A 17,681-nucleotide genomic window follows, 5' to 3' on the forward strand; every position below is an offset into this window, starting at 1 on the left:
CCGTTTTCAAATGATACGATCAAAACCGTCAAACACATCTTGATCTTTGAAAAAACTCCTGTCTATATCATTCGAGCGAAGTCAGGATGGGCTAATTTTGGTGAGCCAGACTCAGAACAGATTGGCTGGTACGTCGGCTATGTCGAGCAAGATGACAATACCTACTTCTTTGCCACCAATATTGCTATTCGCGATGCAGACGATTCCAAGGCTAGAGAAACCCTGACTCGGCTTTCCTTAAAGACGCTGGGGCTACTGTAATAGGCCGATGAGGTGTTGCTTCAGAGGTAAAGGCTTTGGCGTCCAATCAACCTAACCTACATTTGTTCTCTTACCCAGGTACGAAAATTGATCTCGGCGTCTACTTCACTCTGTTGGCAAACTGATAAAAACTCATATAGTTTCTCTTTCGCCACCATCGGAAATGTCGGTGAGCTGTCCACTTCTACATAGGCGTTCTTCCGTAGCTGATAAATCCGCCAGAATTTGCCATCAAATCGCCAAAACTCTGGCACGCCCATCGCCGCATACAGTGCATTCTTATCAATGTCCGTATGGCTAATATCAATCTCTACGACTAAATCCGGCGGCGGGTCCACCGCTAAATCAACCGTGCGTCCAGCAACCTGAGGCTGATTTTGAATATAGTAGCCATTATCCGGCTCTGACCCCCGATCCAAATCCTCTCTGTCTAATGTGGTTGATCCTAAAGTTTTGACCTGGAGCCCTAACTCCACCACCAAAATGATGATAAACCGCTCAATCAGTCGAGCATAGAACTCATGGGGTTCGGAAGGCATCGTAATTTCTAAAGTGCCGCGATCATAGGCTAACCGTGCCCCGGTGCGTTCATTGAGTACCGCCTTCATCTGCTGATAGGCAAGCCAGTCTAACCCTCGTAGAGCGACTCGCTTTTCGCCAGGGGCAATGGGTAACTGCTCGGTAATAGAGTTGGCTAGCATTAGGTTTTGCCAAACATCCGTAGCCTATAGGATAGCTTACATCTTGGACGAAGATTAGCCATGTAGCTGAAGCCCGCACTGGGTTTTGAACCCTGGGCGGGTGAGCGCTGCCTCGCCAGATGCAGGACTTGAGTTTTGTGTGTACTGTTTAAGATGCAGATTTTACCGGTTGAGCCTTAGAGGGTTGCCCAGGATCTAAAACTTCTAGGTAGTCAGCCAGCCGTTTCCACTCCTGAGCCGCCCTGGGATTACCCGTATCAGCCGCAAACCTGAGGGCATCGATAATTTTGTCTTTCTGACTTTCAGTGATCGTGTATGACTGCATGCTTCTTAGTCCCTTGTGTTGGTACTTCGAGCTTTTCGGCTCAAAGACGTTTCCTTGCCCGTCATTGCTTTTATACGACTAAGGTGTCAGAAAGATCTGTAATTTTGACTTCATTATGAAAGCCGTGACAGACCCATCAGATCGCCACGGCTTTCGTGTAAGTAGATGAACTCAATATCTCGAATGCTACTGCGGCAATACCAATGCCTGACCGACCGTTAGAGCCAGATTGCTAATCGGATCAATGGAAATCACCTCGGTGCGCTCTCGCCCTAGTATCAGACCGCCGATGGCTCCAGCAACAGTACCTGTCAACACTTCCCAGGTTTGAATTTCATCATCGCCAGTGACCGATGCAACGGCAGCCGCAGCGCCAGAACCCAAGACCGCTCCAGCAAAGATTTCGCCAATACTCGAACCGCGACGGATGGTTTCAGTGGTCGTGATCACACCAGACTGAGCCTGTAAAGAAAGCCGCTGACCGCTGGCTAGGACTAGCGTTTGTGCAACAAACTGCGATCCTTTCTGATTGCCGATGGTGGCAGGGCGCAATTCGCCAATGATTTGACTGTTGCGGGGAATCAGAACCTGACCTTGGCTGTTTCTAACTGCTTCGGCTACCTGCAGTGTGAGGGGCAAAGTCTCGTCTGGTAAGAGTACAATCTTGTCGCCATCCGGGTAGGAGACGGCAATGTTGGTCCCAGCTGTCACTGTGGACTGAGTGGCGGTGGTTGTGGTCCGTGTTTGAACAATATAGGGAGACTGGATCGTAGCTACCTGGTTTTGGCTGGCCAATGCTTGATAAATAAAGGCGGCTACGTCTGCCCGTGTGGCGGTTTGGTTGGGGCGCAGTACTTGAACATTGGGATAGTTGACCACTAGCTGCTGCTCGGTGGCGGCGGCAATGCTGGCAGTGGCGTAGCTAGGAATAGCCCGAGAGTCGCTATAAACGTCTGCACTGGCGACGGTGCTGGCCTGGTAGTTGAGACCATTGGCCAGGGAGACTAGTACCTGGGCACGGGGAATATTTTGGTTGGGCTGAAACGTATTGTCGGGATAGCCGGACAAAAAGCCCATACGATAGGCCGTATCAATGGCACTTGTGGCCCAGAAGTTAGCAGGTACGTCCACAAAGGTGGTGCTGCTACGGATGGTGGTTTGGCTAAAGGCTTGACGGACGATGGCTGCATACTGGGCACGGGTTACCGGCTCATTGGGGCGAAACGTGCCATCGGGAAAGCCTGCGATGATATTTCTCTCGGCCAGGCTGGTGATGAACTGACTGGCCCAGTAGTTAGAGGAAACGTCAGAAAACTGGGTTTGGGTTTGGGCGATGACGGGAGCAGGGGTGACAAGGGGTGCGATCGCACCTGCTCCCATGCCTAAGGCGATTAATAAAGCTGTTGTTGATTGAAAACGTCGCATGGTTAGCATAGTGAAGATTCTCAAAAAGACTTCTAAGAGAAAATAAGAAACTATTTGTAGCTTGCTGAGCTAAGAGAACCCAGAGTCGCTATTCGTGCCTAAAAGACGGCTAGTGTTGTCTGCCTAAAAGACGGCTAGTGTTGTCTGCCTGGAAGATAAGGCTCTAAAAAAAGTCTCAGACTGGAATTTGTGATAGATAGATGCGTGGAGATAGAGATCTTGGAAAATCTTTATTGGATACCTCCGGTAGACTAGCCAACAAAGTGATCTGAGACCCTATCAATGGATTGACTCTAACAAGACTTATTTGTGAAAATCGAATGGTATCGTTACGCCTTTCAAACTGGCATAGTCAATGTCTTGGATGGGGGGAGATTCATGTCAGATTGCTGGCCTTTTGGATAGCTTATAGCCAAGCTTTGAATGGCTGAAATGCTTGATTAAAATAGGTCGTAGCAACCTTTGTAGAAAACTACAAAGGTCGATGTTGTTATCTTGAACCTACTTTCTATGGCTGAAATTGTCACAGCTATCCGGAGCGACATTTGCCAGATGGTGATGAACTTACCCTGTTGGACGAGGACGATCTACTAGCGGGCTGTACTACCTGCTTGTCCCAGCCAATCGCGAATCGTTTCCCAGATTACATTGGGGCCAATGCCAAAGAAAAGTTGTAAGCCTAGCAAAATCAGGGCAGCTAAAAACGCTGTCTTGAGGGTTGCTTTGACGACATTGAGCAGCCAGGTAAAGACCAGAATTGAAATAAAGACGGCACCAATGACAACCACAAATTCCATGGGCGGTGTTTCCTGCTAAGCGTCTGGCCAATCTTAACCTATGAGCCGAGAGCTACCACCTGACGCTGGGTGAGGGTGGCGCTGACGTTAATCACTTCCTGGCGTGCCCACTGGTCGGCGTCGAGGATGTCTTGGAGGGAGGGGGTAGCGGTGAGGTGGCTGCGATCGCACACTTTCTCAATCACCTTAGGAATATCTAAATAGTGAATCTTCTCATCTAGAAACAGGGCCACCGCCTGCTCGTTGGCCGCATTGAGCACGGCTGTCATTGAGCCTCCAGCCCGTCCAGCTTCGTAGGCCAGATTAATACAGGGATATTTAGCATGGTCAGGTTCTTTAAATGTCAGCGTAGCCAGCTGAGCCAGATCCAGCGGTTTCCAGTCAGTAAAAATGCGCTCCGGCCAGGAGATCGCATAGAGCAGCGGCAGCCGCATATCGGGCCAGCCCAGCTGCGCCAGCATCGACGTATCCTGGGTTTCTATGAGTGAATGGATAATGCTTTGGGGATGAATCAGCGTATCGATGTGGTCATAGTCCATGCCAAATAGATAGTGGGCTTCGATCACCTCTAGCCCCTTATTCATCATGGTGGCGGAGTCTACGGTAATCTTGCGACCCATGGACCAGTTGGGATGCTTGATGGCATCTGAAACGGTGACATCCTTGAGCTGCTCAACGGGCCAGTCACGGAAGGCACCGCCGGACGCGGTCAGAATAATGCGACGCAGACCGCCTTCAGGTAACCCCTGTAGACATTGGAAAATAGCGGAGTGCTCGGAGTCGGCAGGCAGCAGTTTCACCCCGTGCTTTTCGACGAGGGGCAGCACCACCGGCCCCCCGGCAATTAGGGTTTCTTTATTGGCTAGGGCAATGTCTTTACCTGCTTCAATAGCGGCGATGGTGGGCAAAAGCCCTGCACAGCCGACAATGCCCGTGACTACCGCTTCGGCGTCACCATAGCGGGCTACTTCGACAATGCCGTCTGCGCCAGCCAAAATCTGTGGCTGCGGATCCACATCCGTCAGAGCCGCTTTTAGCTCAGCCAGCTTGCTTTCATCACGGATAGCGACAATCTCGGGCTTAAACTGGCGCACCTGCTCAGCTAGCAGCGTCACGTTACGGCCTGCGGCAATGCCCACTAAACGAAACTTGTCCGGATGGTGCTCGACAATATCAAGGGTTTGGGTGCCGATGGAGCCAGTTGAACCAAGCAGAGTGATTGCCTTCACGGGAATTGCCTATTGCTAACGGTTGACAGCTGGCCGTCTTGGCCCGCCCTAGTTTAACTATAGATTCTTAACGTCTTTTCACAAAATCTTAGGATTTTGCAATAAGTGGTAGGGAACAGAAATCACGACCATAATTGATGTAAGGAGACGCTAGCTCAATCGTCCTAAAATTATGGAAGCCTTTTCACCCATATCACCCCAGTGGACCGAGTCTGCTACCCACGCCCTGACATTTTGCTGCCCACGCTGTAATGAGCCTGCCGCTGCGGCTACTGCCGTCTGGATCAACCGTCGTGCCCCGGTTTATACCCATAATCACAAGCGTAAATGGCAAGAATTTTATCAATGTGAATGTGGTACGGCTTGGTGGGCATGGAGTAGCGATCGCCCGCCTAACCCCTGGCAGGTGAATGATGAGACTGAGGACGTGCCATCATTGGATCCGCTGTTAGATCCACTAACGGGGTTGGAGGATAGTTGGGGTAGTTTGGAGCCGTAGGGCTGGGGATAAGATCCAAAAATTATGCTGGAGAGACGTTCCATGGAACGTCTGTACACTAAAAAATTAGTGCAACGTCTGTACGTTCATGGCCGTTATCGTATTTGGCAGTCTCAATATGGACCTGATGGCCCAAGTGCCGCGTTTGCCCCAGGCAGGCGAAACGGTATTGGGTACCGGATTTACGACGGTCCCTGGAGGTAAAGGAGCCAATCAAGCGGTGGCGGCTGCTCGCCTGGGGGTGCCGACAATTATGGTGGGGCGAGTCGGTGACGATAGCTTTGGGCCGCTGCTGTGCGATAGTCTCCGAACAGTTGGTGTGACGACCGATGGTGTGCTGGCTGGCTCAGGCCCCTCTGGGGTGGCGCTGATCAGCGTCGATGAGCTGGGTGAAAACCAAATCGTGGTTGTCCCTGGGGCCAATGGCAAAGTGGATACGACGGATGTGGAACGCTTGCCGTTAGATAATGCACTCTCAGAACCCTCAATTTTGCTCATGCAGTTTGAGATTCCGCTAGAGGCGGTGATGGCAGCGGCAGCACAAGCTCACGGTGCAGATGTCTGTGTGATAGTTGATCCGGCTCCAGCTCACCCAAAGCTGCCGTCGGAGTTTTACAGACTAGTCGATATTTTGACCCCTAATCAGACCGAAGCGTCTCAGCTGACGGGGCTAAAGGTCAGTAGTGTGACCACGGCCATGGAAGCCGCTCAGGTGCTGCGGCAGCGGGGTACGTCAACAGTGATTGTCAAACTGGGTTCTCAGGGGGCTGTGGTGGTGTCCAACTCCGAAGTGTTTCATGTGCCTGCTTTTGAAGTAGAGGCGGTGGATACGGTGGCGGCAGGGGATGCTTTTAACGGAGGTCTGGCGGTTGCTCTGTGGGAAGGAAAATCATTGCGTGAGGCGGTGGAGTGGGCCAGTGCCGTTGCGGCCCTATCGGTGATGAAATCTGGGGCACAGCCGTCGATGCCCCCACGGGAAGCGGTGGAGACCTTTTTGCTGGGCCATTCAGGTAGTTTATTGGCTTGATACTCTAGACTGGGTTAGTAATGCCTGTCATTAAGCTCCCCTGCGCTTCAATGCCCTCAAATCAACCGGATGTCATTTTTTTGGTGCTCGACACTCAGCGTGTGGATCGCCTGTCATGTTACGGCTATGAGCAGCCGACGTCACCAAATATTGATGCGTTTGCAGCCGGAGCGACGCGGTTTAAGGTTGCGATCGCACCCGGCCAGTGGACCATCCCCTCCCATGCGTCCATGTTCACCGGGCTGTATCCCTCCCAACACCAGATGCAGCAGTCCTATTCCGTCATGCCACCCCACCTCAAAACCCTGGCAGAACGGTTGCAAGATGGCGGCTATTACACCGCCGCATTTTGCAATAACCCGCTAGTGGGGGTGATCAACAATGGCCTCAGGCGCGGTTTTTACAGCTTTCTCAACTACAGCGGTCTGCTCAGCTCCAAACCGAACCAAGCCGGTATCCCTTCCAGCTTTTTAGACAAATACCGCCAGGTTTTTAAGCGCATCCTGGCCAATGCCCTCAACAAAGTGCAAGACGCCTTTGCCCGTTCCGACTGGCTGTTGTCGCTGTCCTTTACACCGCTGATGGTGCCCCTGTGGCAAACCGCCCTCAGCTTTAAAGGCAACACCCGCAAGTCCTTGGATGATGCTGCCAAGCTGTTGATTGAGCGCAAAGGTGTTGAGGCCGACCAGCCTGTGTTCACCTTTATCAACCTGATGGGCACCCACATGCCCTATCATCCCCCCCGCGAGTTCATTGAGAAATTCGCCCCCAATGTACTGAAAGACCGCGATGCTCAGACCTATCTGCGCCGCTTTAATAGCGATGTGTACGGCTGGCTCGCTCCTCTCATGGGAGCCCTAGGCGATCAGCAAAAAGATACCCTCGATGGCATGTACGATGCCGAGGTGGCTGCTCAGGATGTGCAGGTGGGTCAGTTTTTAGACCAGCTAAAACGCTCAGGTCGTTTGGACAATACCTATGTTGTTGTCTGCGCCGACCATGGCGAACATTTAGGCGAGAAACAGCTGATCGGCCACAGCCTTTCTATCTATAATGAGCTGGTGCAGGTGCCGCTGATCATTCACGACCCCAGCGACAGCATTGAGCGCGAGACCGTTCGTGATGATGTGGTTTCCACCCGTTGTTTGTTCCACACGGTTCTGTCAGCAGTAGGTCTGGCCACCCCAGAAGAATCTGAACTCAGCCTGGAACACCAAGATTCCAGTGAGACTCTCGAAGCTGTTGATCCGGATCGCTGCGTATATGCCGAGGCCGTTCCCCCACAGAATGTTCTCAACCTGATCCAAAGACGTCAGCCAGAACTGGTGTCTCAGCATGCCTGCGATCAGACCCGGCGAGCCGTGTGGGTCGGCAACCATAAGCTCATTGAGACCGACCAAAACCCACCAGAGCTTTACGATGTGCAAGATGACCCCAACGAGAGTCTAGACCTCAGCGAGATTTTTCCTGAAATGGTGGAATCTTTGCACGATTCTCTCTCAGCCTTTAGCCAGGACGCCGAAGAGCACCAGGCCCTCTACTCCCAGGCTCGTGCCACCGGGTTTGATGACCCAGAAGTGCGTCGCCGTCTCAAAGACCTTGGATATCTAGAAGAATAATCGCGAATAGCTATGTATCCCCCCGTAGATCCGACGATTGTAGAATTTGGCCCCTTTGCCCTGCGCTGGTATGGTTTGCTGATGGCTACGGCTGTCATTACCGGCTCCTGGTTTGCCACTAAGGAGATCGAACGCCGTGGCAAGAACCCCGAAGACTTTTGGGACATGCTGATCTGGGTGCTGATTCCCGCCTTTATCGGTGCGCGTCTCTACTATGTGTTTGTCCAGTCCAGTGACACGGCCTACTATCTCCAAAATCCGGGTCAGATCCTCCAGATTTGGGGGGGCGGCATTCACATTTTTGGTGCGTTTATCTTTGGTGGCATTGCCCTCTGGCTATTTACTAAGATCCGCCGTTTGCCCACGCTGCTTTATCTAGATGCGGCGGCAGTGGGGCTGCCCATTGCCCAGGCCATTGGCCGCTGGGGAAACTTTATCAATCAAGAACTTTACGGTCCGCCCACAAATTGGCCCTTTGGTTTACAAATTGACCCACGGCATCGCTTAGTCCCCTACAACGATTTGACCGCCTATCCAGAATCCACCCGCTTCCATGCTTTGTTCCTGTATGAATCCGTGTGGAACTTTCTTGGTTTTTTCGTACTTTACTGGGTCTCAAAACGATTTGGCAGACAGCTAAGACCCGGTGATTTGTCGCTGTTATATTTGGTGTGGTATCCCTTTGGTCGGTTCTTTATTGAATTTCTAAGAACAGATTCGTGGTTCTTTCCTGGAACGCCGTTTAATGTGGTACACATTCTATCGCTGGTGGCGGTTGTAGGTGCGATCGCAACGCTAGTATTACGGCGACGGTTGGGTCCTGTTGCCAATAGCAATTCTTAATTTGCTGGGTTATCATCTCTGTTGCCTCTTCTTCTGCCATGCCTCCCTCGCCTCGTCTCATCATCATCGGCCTTGACTGCATGGAGCCATCCCTCGTTTTTGAGAAATGGCGAGATGATTTACCCAATCTCTCTCGGCTCATGTCCCAAGGCAGCTATGGTCGCTTAGAAAGCTCAATTCCAGCGATTACGGTACCTGCCTGGAGCTGCATGATGACCGGTCGAGATCCTGGGGAGCTAGGCATCTATGGGTTTCGTAATCGAGCAACGCGAGCGTATCAAAACATGACCATTGCCGATGGTCGGGCCGTGCGGTTTCCGCGACTGTGGGACTACTTGGGCAAGGCTGGGTGGAATGTGGCGGCCCTAAGCGTACCGGGGACATCGCCCCCCTATGAGGTGAATGGTTCCATGGTGTCTTGTTTTCTGACACCAAGCCCCCAGGTCACCTTTACCCATCCGCCAGAGTTAGGCGACCAGATCCGCAACTGGATGCCTGATTTTATGATGGATGTGCCTGAGTTTCGTTCAGAGGACAAGGCGGAGATTCTCTCAAATATCCATAAGCTGTGCGATCAGCGGTTCACCCTGGCAGAAAAGCTGATTGTTCAAGACCAGCCCGACTTTCTCATGCTGGTGGATATGGGTGTGGACCGTATTCACCACGCCTTTTGGAAACCCATGGATCCGCGTCACCCTGACTATACGCCGGATATGCCATTCTCTGCGGCGATCCATGATTATTACTGCCATGTCGACGAGCGGGTGGGACAGCTGTTGGCCCAGTGCGATGAGGACACTGCTGTGCTGGTGGTGTCAGACCATGGAGCGCAGCCGCTGATGGGGGGGATTTGCATCAATGAATGGCTGATGGATAAGGGGTATCTGACACTGAAGGAGAAACCGAGTGAACCGACTGCCCTGGATAAAGTAGAGGTAGATTGGGAGAAAACTAAGGTGTGGGGTGCGGGAGGCTACTATGCCAGAATCTTTTTGAATATCCAGGGAAGAGAACCCCAGGGAGTGATCCCACTGCGAGAGTTTAAGGCCTTTCGTGAGCAGCTAATTGCAGAGTTAGAATCGATTACGTATCCCGACGGTGCGCCCATGGAGGTAAAAGCCTATGTGCCCCAGGAGACTTATAGAAAAGTGCGGGGCATGGCACCGGATTTGTTAGTGTATTTTGACTGGCTGGCGTGGCGGTCGGTGGGCAGTGTGGGCACTGGGGAGCTGTATGCCAAGGGGAATGATACGGGGCCGGACGATGCGAACCATGCTCAGTATGGGCTAATGATTTTCCATGACCCGAAGCAGCCTAAGGGGGGACAAGTATTAGAGCATGCCCAGCTATATGATATTACGCCGACCCTGCTGAAGCGTTATGGCGTGGATGGTCCTGTTGATTTGCGGGGTAAGGTTTTGGCTGTGTAACTGAGAGCACTCCTGAGAACAGCCCTCAAAAATAGTGCGTTTGTACTTTTTGTTCCTCGGTTATTATGGGGGCGTACCCTGATGCCTTGTTCGGATGGATAGCGCTGCCACGATTCCAGACACGATTCCCGAAATACTGCCAGGGATTGAGCTTAGCGAGGAGCAGTGGGCAGCACTGCAGGCGATTGAGGAGTTTTTACAAAGTCCATCCAAGCTGTATTTGCTAACGGGCTATGCGGGCACGGGCAAAACTACCCTATTGCAGGCTTTGGTGACTTATCTGCGGGACCAGGACTGTGACTGGCCTATTGTGCTTACGGCCTTTAGCAATAAGGCTACCAAGGTCCTCAAAACCATGTCAGCCCAGTGGGATCTCAAGGATGTGGAGTCGGTTACCTGCTGTCGGCTGCTGGGGTTAAAACCTGTGATCGATACGGGCAGCGGCGAGCAGATTTTTAAGTCGGTGAGCGATCAGCATAATCAGGTGCCAGACTATCGCCTGGTGATTGTGGACGAATGCTCCATGCTTAACCAGGAGATGTGGAAACTTCTGGTGGAGGCGATTTCACGGTTAGATATTCCCACCCAGATGCTATTTGTGGGCGATCCGGCACAGCTACCGCCGGTAAATGAAACCGAGTCCTGCTGCTTTAGTCAGATTATGCATCAGTCATCGCTGTCCCAGGTGATCCGCTATGGCGGTGCGATTGGTGTGGTTGCCGATGATATTCGCCGGAATATTGAGCGATCGCAACTGCCCAGCTATGAAAGTGATGTGAATTGCGATCGCACCGAAGGTTTTTTTGTTCTCCCCAAGTATCCCTGGCGTGATGTCCTGATCCGCGCTTTCACCTGTGATAAGTACAAGGCTGACCCTAACTACGTCAGGGTACTTGCCTATACAAATCAGCGTGTCAAAACCCTGAATCGTATGATCCGTCAGGCCATCTACGGTGATGACTTAGAACAGTTTGTGCCAGGAGAGAGACTCATTGCCAACAACCCTTGCCTTGAAGAAGGCGGCATTATTCTACAAACCTCAGAAGAGTGTGAAGTGTTGGAGGTAAAGCCGGGCAAGATCGAAGGTATGCCCGTATGGCAGCTGGTCGTTTATACAGAGGAGGGTAAATTTCAGGATCTGAATGTGTTGCAAGAAGTCAGCATGCCCGACTATGAAAGGCGCTCACAGGACTATGCAACCAATAAACAGTGGGAGATTTTTTGGGAGTTTCGGCAACAGTTTCATGACGTTAACTATGCCTATAGTCTGACAGTCCACAAAAGCCAGGGATCTACCTTTCAGGATGTATTTATTGATTTGCCAGATTTGATGAGAAATTCAAAAGTGATTGAGAGAAATCAGCTGTGCTATGTGGCGTTTACCCGAGCTGCCAAGCGAGTGTTTATCTACCAGTAGACAGGTTCTCTTGTGGTCACTCTGTGACTTAATCAGTCAACCAATCGGCCAACCAATCGTCTAAAAAATCAGCAACAGCTTTGGCTTCATAGCTAGGTAGCTCATCATTGCCGGGGACAACCTTGACCCTTACACTGGCGGCAGCTGCCATCGTAAACGCCTGGGTCAGCTGTTGGCTGGTGTTCCCTGCACCGTCTCCCTGAAGGACCACCATGGGTATTGATAGTGTTGCTAGTTGAGGCCCTACAATTTCAGCTTCTATATCCTTACGCCGCCGCTGAAATAACAGCCGACAGGCCGCAGGGTAGCGTCTGAGCCGTTGTCTCAGGTGATAGTTTTGCAGCCATGGGGGCGTTTGTCCTGGAGCTGCTTGGCGCACAAATGGTTTTGTGATCGATAGCCACAACCCCCCTAAAGGACTGGCTAGCCAACGTGAACGTCGCCAGCGTTTTGGCTCATAGCCCAAACCCTCCGGTTCTAGGACGCAGAGTCCCTTAACACGTTCTGGATATTGCAGAGCAAAGCGAGTGGCCACCCAAGCACCTAACGAATGCCCTACCAAGACAACTGACTCTAGCCGCAGAGAGTCTAAAAGCTCGGCCAGAGTATTGACCTGCATAGCAATAGACTGGATGGACTTATCTTTGATCCGCTGAGATTCGCCAAACCCTATGAGGTCAGGAGCTAAGCAATGATACTGATGCCCCAGCAGGGGTAGGACATCACTCCACTGATCGCCGTCATGCCACGAGCCGTGCAGTAAAACCACCGTTTGACCCCGACCGATCTCTCGCCAAAATACCTGGCCATGTTTGAGCTTACGGCGCAGATTACGAATAGGTAAGCTCGTTTTAGGCCAAAACAGTGGCTCCATTAAAGTAGTCCTGTAGCTGCTGATCGTGATCGTGGGCTAGGTTACCACGGGGAATGGCTTCCATCGTAAATGCCTCAATTCTCATGACCTCAGCCTTATCTCGGATAAAAAAATTACCATCCACATAGGCTTCGAGGGCCACACAGGCCGAATGAAAGCGCGGGTCTCGTTCCGGGTGGGAATAGACCCCCACCAGGCGACCCATATTGAGTACATCCAAACCTGTTTCTTCCAGCAGTTCCCGTTTCGCAGCGGTGGCAATATCTTCACCCCAGTCCACTAAACCACCGGGCAGCCCCCAACGACCGCTATCACGGCGCTGGATCAGGACAATCCGGCCATCGGGCAAAATAGGAATCACACAGGTACCCACCAGCGGTCGCTTCAACAGCAATCCCAACAGGGTACGTACCGGTCGCCAGAATTGTGGCATGGTCTAAAGCTCGTCGAGTTCAGCAAGGAGTTCAACCGGATGTTTCTCCGCTTTTACCTTGCGATAGATCTTTTCCAGGGTACCGTCTGGACCGATCACAAAGGTACTGCGGCTAATACCCATATATTCCTTACCCATGAACTTCTTCAGTCCGTAACTCCCGTAGGCGGTGGCTACTTCTGCCCCCTCGTCCACCAACAGTGGGAAGGGTAAATTGTGCTTATTGATAAATTTTTGGTGGGATTTAGCGTCGTCCGCACTGACGCCAAGCACCACGACATCTTTGGCCTGATAAGCCTCGTAGTTATCGCGAAACGCACAGGCTTCTTTGGTACACCCAGGAGTACTATCCCTAGGATAGAAATATAGAACTACGCGTTTACCTTTCAGTTCCGCCAAGCTGACAGTATTTCCGTCTGCATCAGCCAAACTAAAATCGGGAGCCGGATTGCCAACTTGCAATGTCATTTGATCTTAAAAGCTTACTCGCCAAGATTGCTCTTACGATTGTATACCCTCTGGCTATTGAGGTATGGCTAGGGCAGATCGGTATGACCCATGAGGTAGCGATCGCACTCCCGCGCCACTCCACGACCTTCGTTAAAGGCCCATACCACCAGGCTTTGCCCCCGGCGGCAGTCACCCGCTGCAAACACCCCAGGAATGCTGGTCGTGTACTGCTCAAACTCCGCTTGGATATTGCTGCGGCCATCCTGCTCCAGACCAAGGGCATCGATCAGCGGCTGCTCTGGTCCCAGGAATCCCATGGCTAGCAGCACCAGCTGGGTGGGAATGACCCGCTCAGACCCGGCAATTTTCTGCATTTGGAAGCGACCGTTTTCATCCTTTTCCCAGGCCACATCTACCACATGGACCGCTTTGACATGGCCATTGTCATCGGCTTCAAACTTAGTGGCCGTCGATAGATATGCCCGAGGGTCGCCACCAAACTTAGCCGCCGCTTCTTCCTGACCGTAGTCCATCCGATAAACCTTGGGCCATTCGGGCCAGGGATTATTCGGTGCCCGCTCCTCGGGAGGCTTAGGCATAATTTCCAGCTGGGTCAGACTGGTACAGCCATGGCGAATGGAGGTACCCACACAGTCAGTACCCGTATCGCCGCCGCCAATAATCACCACATCTTTGCCTTCAGCGGAAATAACCCGATCATTCTGCGTCGGATCGATCACCGCCTGGGTGTTTTTGGTCAAAAACTCCATGGCAAAGTGAATGCCCTGAGACTCGCGACCCTCAATTGGTAGGTCACGGGGTCGAGTCGCTCCAGTGCAAAGCACCACCGCGTCGTATTCTTTGACCAGAGTTTCTGCGGGCAAGTCCTTACCAATCTCGGTATTGCAAATGAAGCGCACGCCCTCCTGCTCAAGCAGCTTCAGACGGCGCAGCACCACAGCTTCTTTTTCCAGCTTCATGTTGGGAATGCCGTACATCAGCAGCCCACCGGGACGGTCAGCCCGCTCATATACGGTCACCAAATGACCGGCCTTATTTAACTGAGCCGCTGCCGATAGCCCCGCTGGGCCAGAGCCGACAACAGCCACTGTTTTTCCGGTGCGTTTGGCCGGGGGCTCGGCCACCACCCAGCCTTCCTCCCAGCCCTTGTCGATGATGGCATGCTCAATATTTTTAATCGTCACGGGTGGATTATGAATCCCTAGCACGCAGGCGCCTTCACAGGGGGCAGGGCACACCCGTCCGGTAAACTCCGGAAAGTTGTTGGTTTTATGCAGCCGGTCTAGCGCTTCTTTCCAGAGACCCCGGTACACCAAATCATTCCACTCGGGAATGAGATTGTTGATGGGACAACCGCTGGCCATGCGGTTGATGGTATTGCCCGTATGACAAAAAGGGGTGCCGCAGTCCATACAGCGAGCTGTTTGGTTACGCAGCTTTTCGTCGGGTAAAGGCGTATGAAACTCTTGCCAGTGGTGAATCCGCATCAGCGGCGAGACATCGGGCGCAATTTCGCGGGTGTATTCGAGAAAGCCTGTTGGTTTGCCCATGGAGAAGTTTGAAGTGTTTTGAATGATAAATGATGGATAGGTGGGCGATGCCCGCCAAATTGCTAGTTGCCTGCGACTCGGGCAACGTCCTTGATGTTGGCCTCAAACGCTGCTGAGAGAGCGTCATCGCCGCTGAGGCCGTCTTGTAGAGCCTGTCGCAGCGATTGAATCACACGCTTGTAATCGCGGGGAATGACCTTGACAAACTTAGGCAAGAAACCTTCCCAGTCATCAAGCACTTCTTTAGCCTTACGACTGCCGGTGTACTCATGATGTTTAGCAATCATTTCTTTGAGATCGTTAATCTCCTCGGCTTCCACGAGACTTTCTAAATCAACCATCTCGGGATTACAGCGCGTGGCAAAATCTCCAGCCTCATCGAGCACATAGGCAATACCGCCGCTCATACCTGCCGCAAAGTTACGCCCGGTCATACCCAGGACAACAACTTTACCACCGGTCATATATTCACAGCCATGATCCCCCACGGCCTCCACCACAGTATTCACCCCTGAGTTACGCACACCGAAGCGCTCTCCAGCCATGCCACAGATATAGGCTTCACCACCGGTTGCGCCATAGAAGGCCACGTTACCGATAATAATGTTGTCTTCAGGTACAAACGTGGATGCTTTCGGTGGATAAACAATCAGCTTGCCGCCGCTTAATCCTTTCCCTAAGTAGTCGTTGCCATCCCCTTCTAGCTCGAGGGTGACACCCGCTGGGACAAAGGCTCCAAAGCTTTGCCCGGCACTTCCCTGGAAGGTGAGATGCACCGTATCCTCTGGAAGACCGTCCCAGTGTTGCTTAGTAATCTCATTGCCGAGAATGGTGCCCACTACCCGGTTGATATTGCAAATAGGCAAGGTGGCACTGACCTTCTCCCCATTCTCAATAGCAGGCTTACACAGATCCAACAGGGTGGTGATATCTAAAGACTTATCCAGTCCATGGTCTTGGGGAATCTGACAGTAGCGACCCACCGAATCGTCCACCTGAGGCTGAGCCAGAATCTTGGAGAGATCCACACCCTTGGCCTTCCAGTGATTCACCGCTGACTGCACATTTAACCAGTCGGTATGGCCCACCAGCTCATCAAAGGTGCGTACCCCTAGCTGGGCCATAATCTCCCGCACATCCTGGGCAATGAACTGCATAAAGTTCACCACATGGTCCGGATCGCCCACAAAGCTCTTCCGCAAAACCGGATCTTGAGTGGCAATACCCGCCGGGCAGGTGTTCTTTTGGCAAACACGCATCATAATGCAGCCTAGAGACACAAGAGGAGCTGTGGAGAACCCAAACTCTTCTGCTCCGAGTAGAGCCGCCATGACAACATCACGTCCTGTTTTCATCTGACCATCGGTTTCAACGACAATCCGGCTACGCAGGTTGTTGAGCACCAGGGTTTGATGAGTTTCTGCTAGACCCAATTCCCAGGGCAGCCCCGCATGTTTGATGGAGGTTTGAGGCGACGCGCCTGTACCGCCGTCAAATCCAGAGACCAAGACCACATCAGCGTGGGCCTTGGCAACACCAGCGGCAATGGTGCCAACACCGACTTCAGACACCAGCTTGACGTTGATGCGAGCGCTGCGATTCGCGTTCTTTAGATCATGAATCAGCTCAGCGAGATCCTCAATAGAGTAAATATCGTGGTGGGGCGGCGGCGAAATCAGACCCACCCCTGGAGTGGAGTGACGCACTTTGGCAATCCACGGGTAGACCTTTTTCCCTGGCAGCTGTCCTCCCTCACCCGGCTTCGCGCCCTGGGCCATTTTGATCTGGATCTCTTTGGCCTGCGACAGGTAGAGGCTGGTGACGCCAAAGCGCCCTGAAGCCACCTGTTTGATGGCGCTGTTTTTTGAGTCGCCCCGCTCGTTGGTCCAGGTAAACCGCTCGGGATCTTCTCCACCTTCTCCAGTGTTGGATTTGCCGCCAATGCGGTTCATGGCGATAGCCAGGGATTCGTGCGCTTCTTTAGAAATAGAGCCGTAGCTCATCGCACCTGTTTTAAACCGGCGAGTAATGGCCTCAACGGGTTCTACTTCGTCAATGGGAATTGGCTGCCGTGCTTTGAAATCTAACAGTCCCCGCAGGGTAAAGTGCTGCTTACTCTGGTCGTTGACCAGGTTGGCATAGTGCTGATAGGTTTTGTAGTCGCCCGAGCGCACGGCCTGCTGCAGCGTATGGATCGTGTCTGGGTTGAACAGGTGAGCTTCGCCGTCCTTGCGCCACTGGTAGTTACCGCCAACGTCTAGGACAGGAATATCGCCCCGTTCTGCAAAGCCGTGACCGTGACGCATCATCGCTTCCTGGGCAATCACGTCTAAGCCGATCCCCTCAATGCGCGAGGCGGTGCGGGTAAAGTACTGGTCGATTACGCTTTGGTTGAGACCGATGGCTTCAAAAATCTGGGCTCCCCGATAGCTTTGTAGCGTTGAAATGCCGATCTTTGAGGCGATCTTAATGGTGCCTTTGGTGACGGCTTTGATGTAATTCTTGTAGGCATCTTCAGGCTGAATGTCCACCAGCATGCCATCGGCGATCATGTCTTTGAGGGTTTCAAAGGCAAGATAAGGGTTAATGGCGCTGCAGCCATAGCCGAGCAGTACGGCAAAGTGATGCACTTCTCTCGGTTCGCCAGATTCAAGAATGATGCCGACACGGGTGCGGGTACCGTTGCGAATGAGGTGGTGGTGTAGCCCTGAGACGGCTAAAAGAGCTGGAATTGGGGCATGGTCAGCGTCCATGCCACGGTCGGACAGGATGATCAGATT

Annotated in this window: 17 protein-coding genes; 7 read left to right on the plus strand and 10 right to left on the minus strand. The window is 52.4% G+C overall.

Translation table 11 applies throughout. The annotated features are described in order from the left end of the window. On the plus strand, nucleotides 1–261 hold a 261-nt coding region (locus IQ260_RS12625; RefSeq protein ID WP_265579513.1), incomplete at its 5' end, for a penicillin-binding transpeptidase domain-containing protein. A 56-nt stretch (nucleotides 262–317) separates the two neighbouring features. Here IQ260_RS12625 and IQ260_RS12630 read toward each other — a convergent pair. The 5 genes from IQ260_RS12630 to dxr all read right to left on the minus strand — a co-directional run bounded on the left by IQ260_RS12630 (nucleotide 318) and on the right by dxr (nucleotide 4,738). Next, nucleotides 318–962 carry a Uma2 family endonuclease gene (locus tag IQ260_RS12630; protein WP_193993469.1) on the minus strand — a complete coding sequence of 215 codons (645 nt, stop codon included), beginning with the start codon at nucleotides 960–962 and terminating at the stop codon, nucleotides 318–320. A 148-nt stretch (nucleotides 963–1,110) separates the two neighbouring features. Then, nucleotides 1,111–1,287: a hypothetical protein gene (locus tag IQ260_RS12635; protein WP_193993470.1), complete on the minus strand. Its 177-nt coding sequence runs from the start codon at nucleotides 1,285–1,287 to the stop codon at nucleotides 1,111–1,113. A 186-nt stretch (nucleotides 1,288–1,473) separates the two neighbouring features. Further along, nucleotides 1,474–2,712 carry an S-layer homology domain-containing protein gene (locus IQ260_RS12640; protein WP_228015951.1) on the minus strand — a complete coding sequence of 413 codons (1,239 nt, stop codon included), beginning with the start codon at nucleotides 2,710–2,712 and terminating at the stop codon, nucleotides 1,474–1,476. A 590-nt stretch (nucleotides 2,713–3,302) separates the two neighbouring features. Beyond that, on the minus strand, nucleotides 3,303–3,509 hold the full coding sequence (locus IQ260_RS12645) for a hypothetical protein (protein WP_193993472.1): 207 nt from the start codon (nucleotides 3,507–3,509) through the stop codon (nucleotides 3,303–3,305). 38 nt (nucleotides 3,510–3,547) lie between these two features. Further along, nucleotides 3,548–4,738, minus strand: coding sequence for a 1-deoxy-D-xylulose-5-phosphate reductoisomerase (gene dxr / locus IQ260_RS12650; protein ID WP_193993473.1), 1,191 nt, complete (start codon nucleotides 4,736–4,738; stop codon nucleotides 3,548–3,550). A gap of 172 nt (nucleotides 4,739–4,910) precedes the next feature. Between dxr and IQ260_RS12655 the strand changes: the two genes are divergently transcribed. The 6 genes from IQ260_RS12655 (at nucleotide 4,911) to IQ260_RS12680 (ending at nucleotide 11,573) form a co-directional block, all read left to right on the plus strand. Continuing rightward, entirely contained in the window at nucleotides 4,911–5,237 is a 327-nt protein-coding gene (locus IQ260_RS12655) for a hypothetical protein (RefSeq protein WP_193993474.1), read from the plus strand. Nucleotides 5,238–5,325: 88 nt separating this feature from the next. Further along, nucleotides 5,326–6,264 (plus strand): ribokinase, encoded by a 939-nt coding sequence (gene rbsK / locus IQ260_RS12660; RefSeq protein WP_193993475.1) that lies wholly within the window; start codon nucleotides 5,326–5,328, stop codon nucleotides 6,262–6,264. A gap of 50 nt (nucleotides 6,265–6,314) precedes the next feature. Continuing rightward, on the plus strand, nucleotides 6,315–7,883 hold the full coding sequence (locus tag IQ260_RS12665) for a sulfatase (RefSeq protein WP_193993476.1): 1,569 nt from the start codon (nucleotides 6,315–6,317) through the stop codon (nucleotides 7,881–7,883). Nucleotides 7,884–7,895: 12 nt separating this feature from the next. After that, on the plus strand, nucleotides 7,896–8,726 hold the full coding sequence (gene lgt, locus IQ260_RS12670) for a prolipoprotein diacylglyceryl transferase (protein WP_193993477.1): 831 nt from the start codon (nucleotides 7,896–7,898) through the stop codon (nucleotides 8,724–8,726). 38 nt (nucleotides 8,727–8,764) lie between these two features. Next, a complete protein-coding gene (locus IQ260_RS12675; protein WP_193993478.1) occupies nucleotides 8,765–10,156 on the plus strand; it encodes an alkaline phosphatase family protein in 1,392 nt (463 codons plus the stop codon). Nucleotides 10,157–10,250: 94 nt separating this feature from the next. After that, complete coding sequence (locus IQ260_RS12680) at nucleotides 10,251–11,573, plus strand: ATP-dependent DNA helicase (protein WP_193993479.1); 1,323 nt, start codon at nucleotides 10,251–10,253, stop codon at nucleotides 11,571–11,573. Nucleotides 11,574–11,601: 28 nt separating this feature from the next. Here the strand turns inward: IQ260_RS12680 and IQ260_RS12685 are convergent, their stop codons facing one another. The 5 genes from IQ260_RS12685 to gltB form a co-directional block, all read right to left on the minus strand. Further along, nucleotides 11,602–12,447, minus strand: a complete 846-nt coding sequence (locus IQ260_RS12685; RefSeq protein WP_193993480.1) for an alpha/beta fold hydrolase — start codon at nucleotides 12,445–12,447, stop codon at nucleotides 11,602–11,604. Beyond that, nucleotides 12,425–12,880, minus strand: a complete 456-nt coding sequence (locus IQ260_RS12690; RefSeq protein ID WP_193993481.1) for an NUDIX domain-containing protein — start codon at nucleotides 12,878–12,880, stop codon at nucleotides 12,425–12,427. The genes IQ260_RS12685 and IQ260_RS12690 overlap by 23 nt, the downstream gene beginning before the upstream one ends. 3 nt (nucleotides 12,881–12,883) lie before the next feature. Next, a complete protein-coding gene (gene bcp, locus IQ260_RS12695) occupies nucleotides 12,884–13,348 on the minus strand; it encodes a thioredoxin-dependent thiol peroxidase (protein WP_193993482.1) in 465 nt (154 codons plus the stop codon). Between the two features lie 68 nt (nucleotides 13,349–13,416). Next, entirely contained in the window at nucleotides 13,417–14,901 is a 1,485-nt protein-coding gene (gene gltD, locus IQ260_RS12700; RefSeq protein WP_193993483.1) for a glutamate synthase small subunit, read from the minus strand. A 62-nt stretch (nucleotides 14,902–14,963) separates the two neighbouring features. Continuing rightward, on the minus strand, nucleotides 14,964–17,681 hold a 2,718-nt coding region (gene gltB / locus IQ260_RS12705; protein ID WP_193993484.1), incomplete at its 5' end, for a glutamate synthase large subunit.

Source organism: Leptolyngbya cf. ectocarpi LEGE 11479 (genome assembly GCF_015207065.1).
Lineage (GTDB): Bacteria > Cyanobacteriota > Cyanobacteriia > Phormidesmidales > Phormidesmidaceae > Leptothoe > Leptothoe ectocarpi.

Coding starts and splice junctions, on each gene's coding strand:
- IQ260_RS12630 (WP_193993469.1), bottom strand. CDS start 962: ATGCTAGCCAACTCTATTACCGAGCAGTTACCCATTGCCCCTGGCGAA.
- IQ260_RS12635 (WP_193993470.1), bottom strand. CDS start 1,287: ATGCAGTCATACACGATCACTGAAAGTCAGAAAGACAAAATTATCGAT.
- IQ260_RS12640 (WP_228015951.1), bottom strand. CDS start 2,712: ATGCGACGTTTTCAATCAACAACAGCTTTATTAATCGCCTTAGGCATG.
- IQ260_RS12645 (WP_193993472.1), bottom strand. CDS start 3,509: ATGGAATTTGTGGTTGTCATTGGTGCCGTCTTTATTTCAATTCTGGTC.
- IQ260_RS12655 (WP_193993474.1), top strand. CDS start 4,911: ATGGAAGCCTTTTCACCCATATCACCCCAGTGGACCGAGTCTGCTACC.
- rbsK (WP_193993475.1), top strand. CDS start 5,326: ATGGCCGTTATCGTATTTGGCAGTCTCAATATGGACCTGATGGCCCAA.
- IQ260_RS12665 (WP_193993476.1), top strand. CDS start 6,315: ATGCCCTCAAATCAACCGGATGTCATTTTTTTGGTGCTCGACACTCAG.
- lgt (WP_193993477.1), top strand. CDS start 7,896: ATGTATCCCCCCGTAGATCCGACGATTGTAGAATTTGGCCCCTTTGCC.
- IQ260_RS12675 (WP_193993478.1), top strand. CDS start 8,765: ATGCCTCCCTCGCCTCGTCTCATCATCATCGGCCTTGACTGCATGGAG.
- IQ260_RS12680 (WP_193993479.1), top strand. CDS start 10,251: ATGGATAGCGCTGCCACGATTCCAGACACGATTCCCGAAATACTGCCA.
- IQ260_RS12685 (WP_193993480.1), bottom strand. CDS start 12,447: ATGGAGCCACTGTTTTGGCCTAAAACGAGCTTACCTATTCGTAATCTG.
- IQ260_RS12690 (WP_193993481.1), bottom strand. CDS start 12,880: ATGCCACAATTCTGGCGACCGGTACGTACCCTGTTGGGATTGCTGTTG.
- bcp (WP_193993482.1), bottom strand. CDS start 13,348: ATGACATTGCAAGTTGGCAATCCGGCTCCCGATTTTAGTTTGGCTGAT.
- gltD (WP_193993483.1), bottom strand. CDS start 14,901: ATGGGCAAACCAACAGGCTTTCTCGAATACACCCGCGAAATTGCGCCC.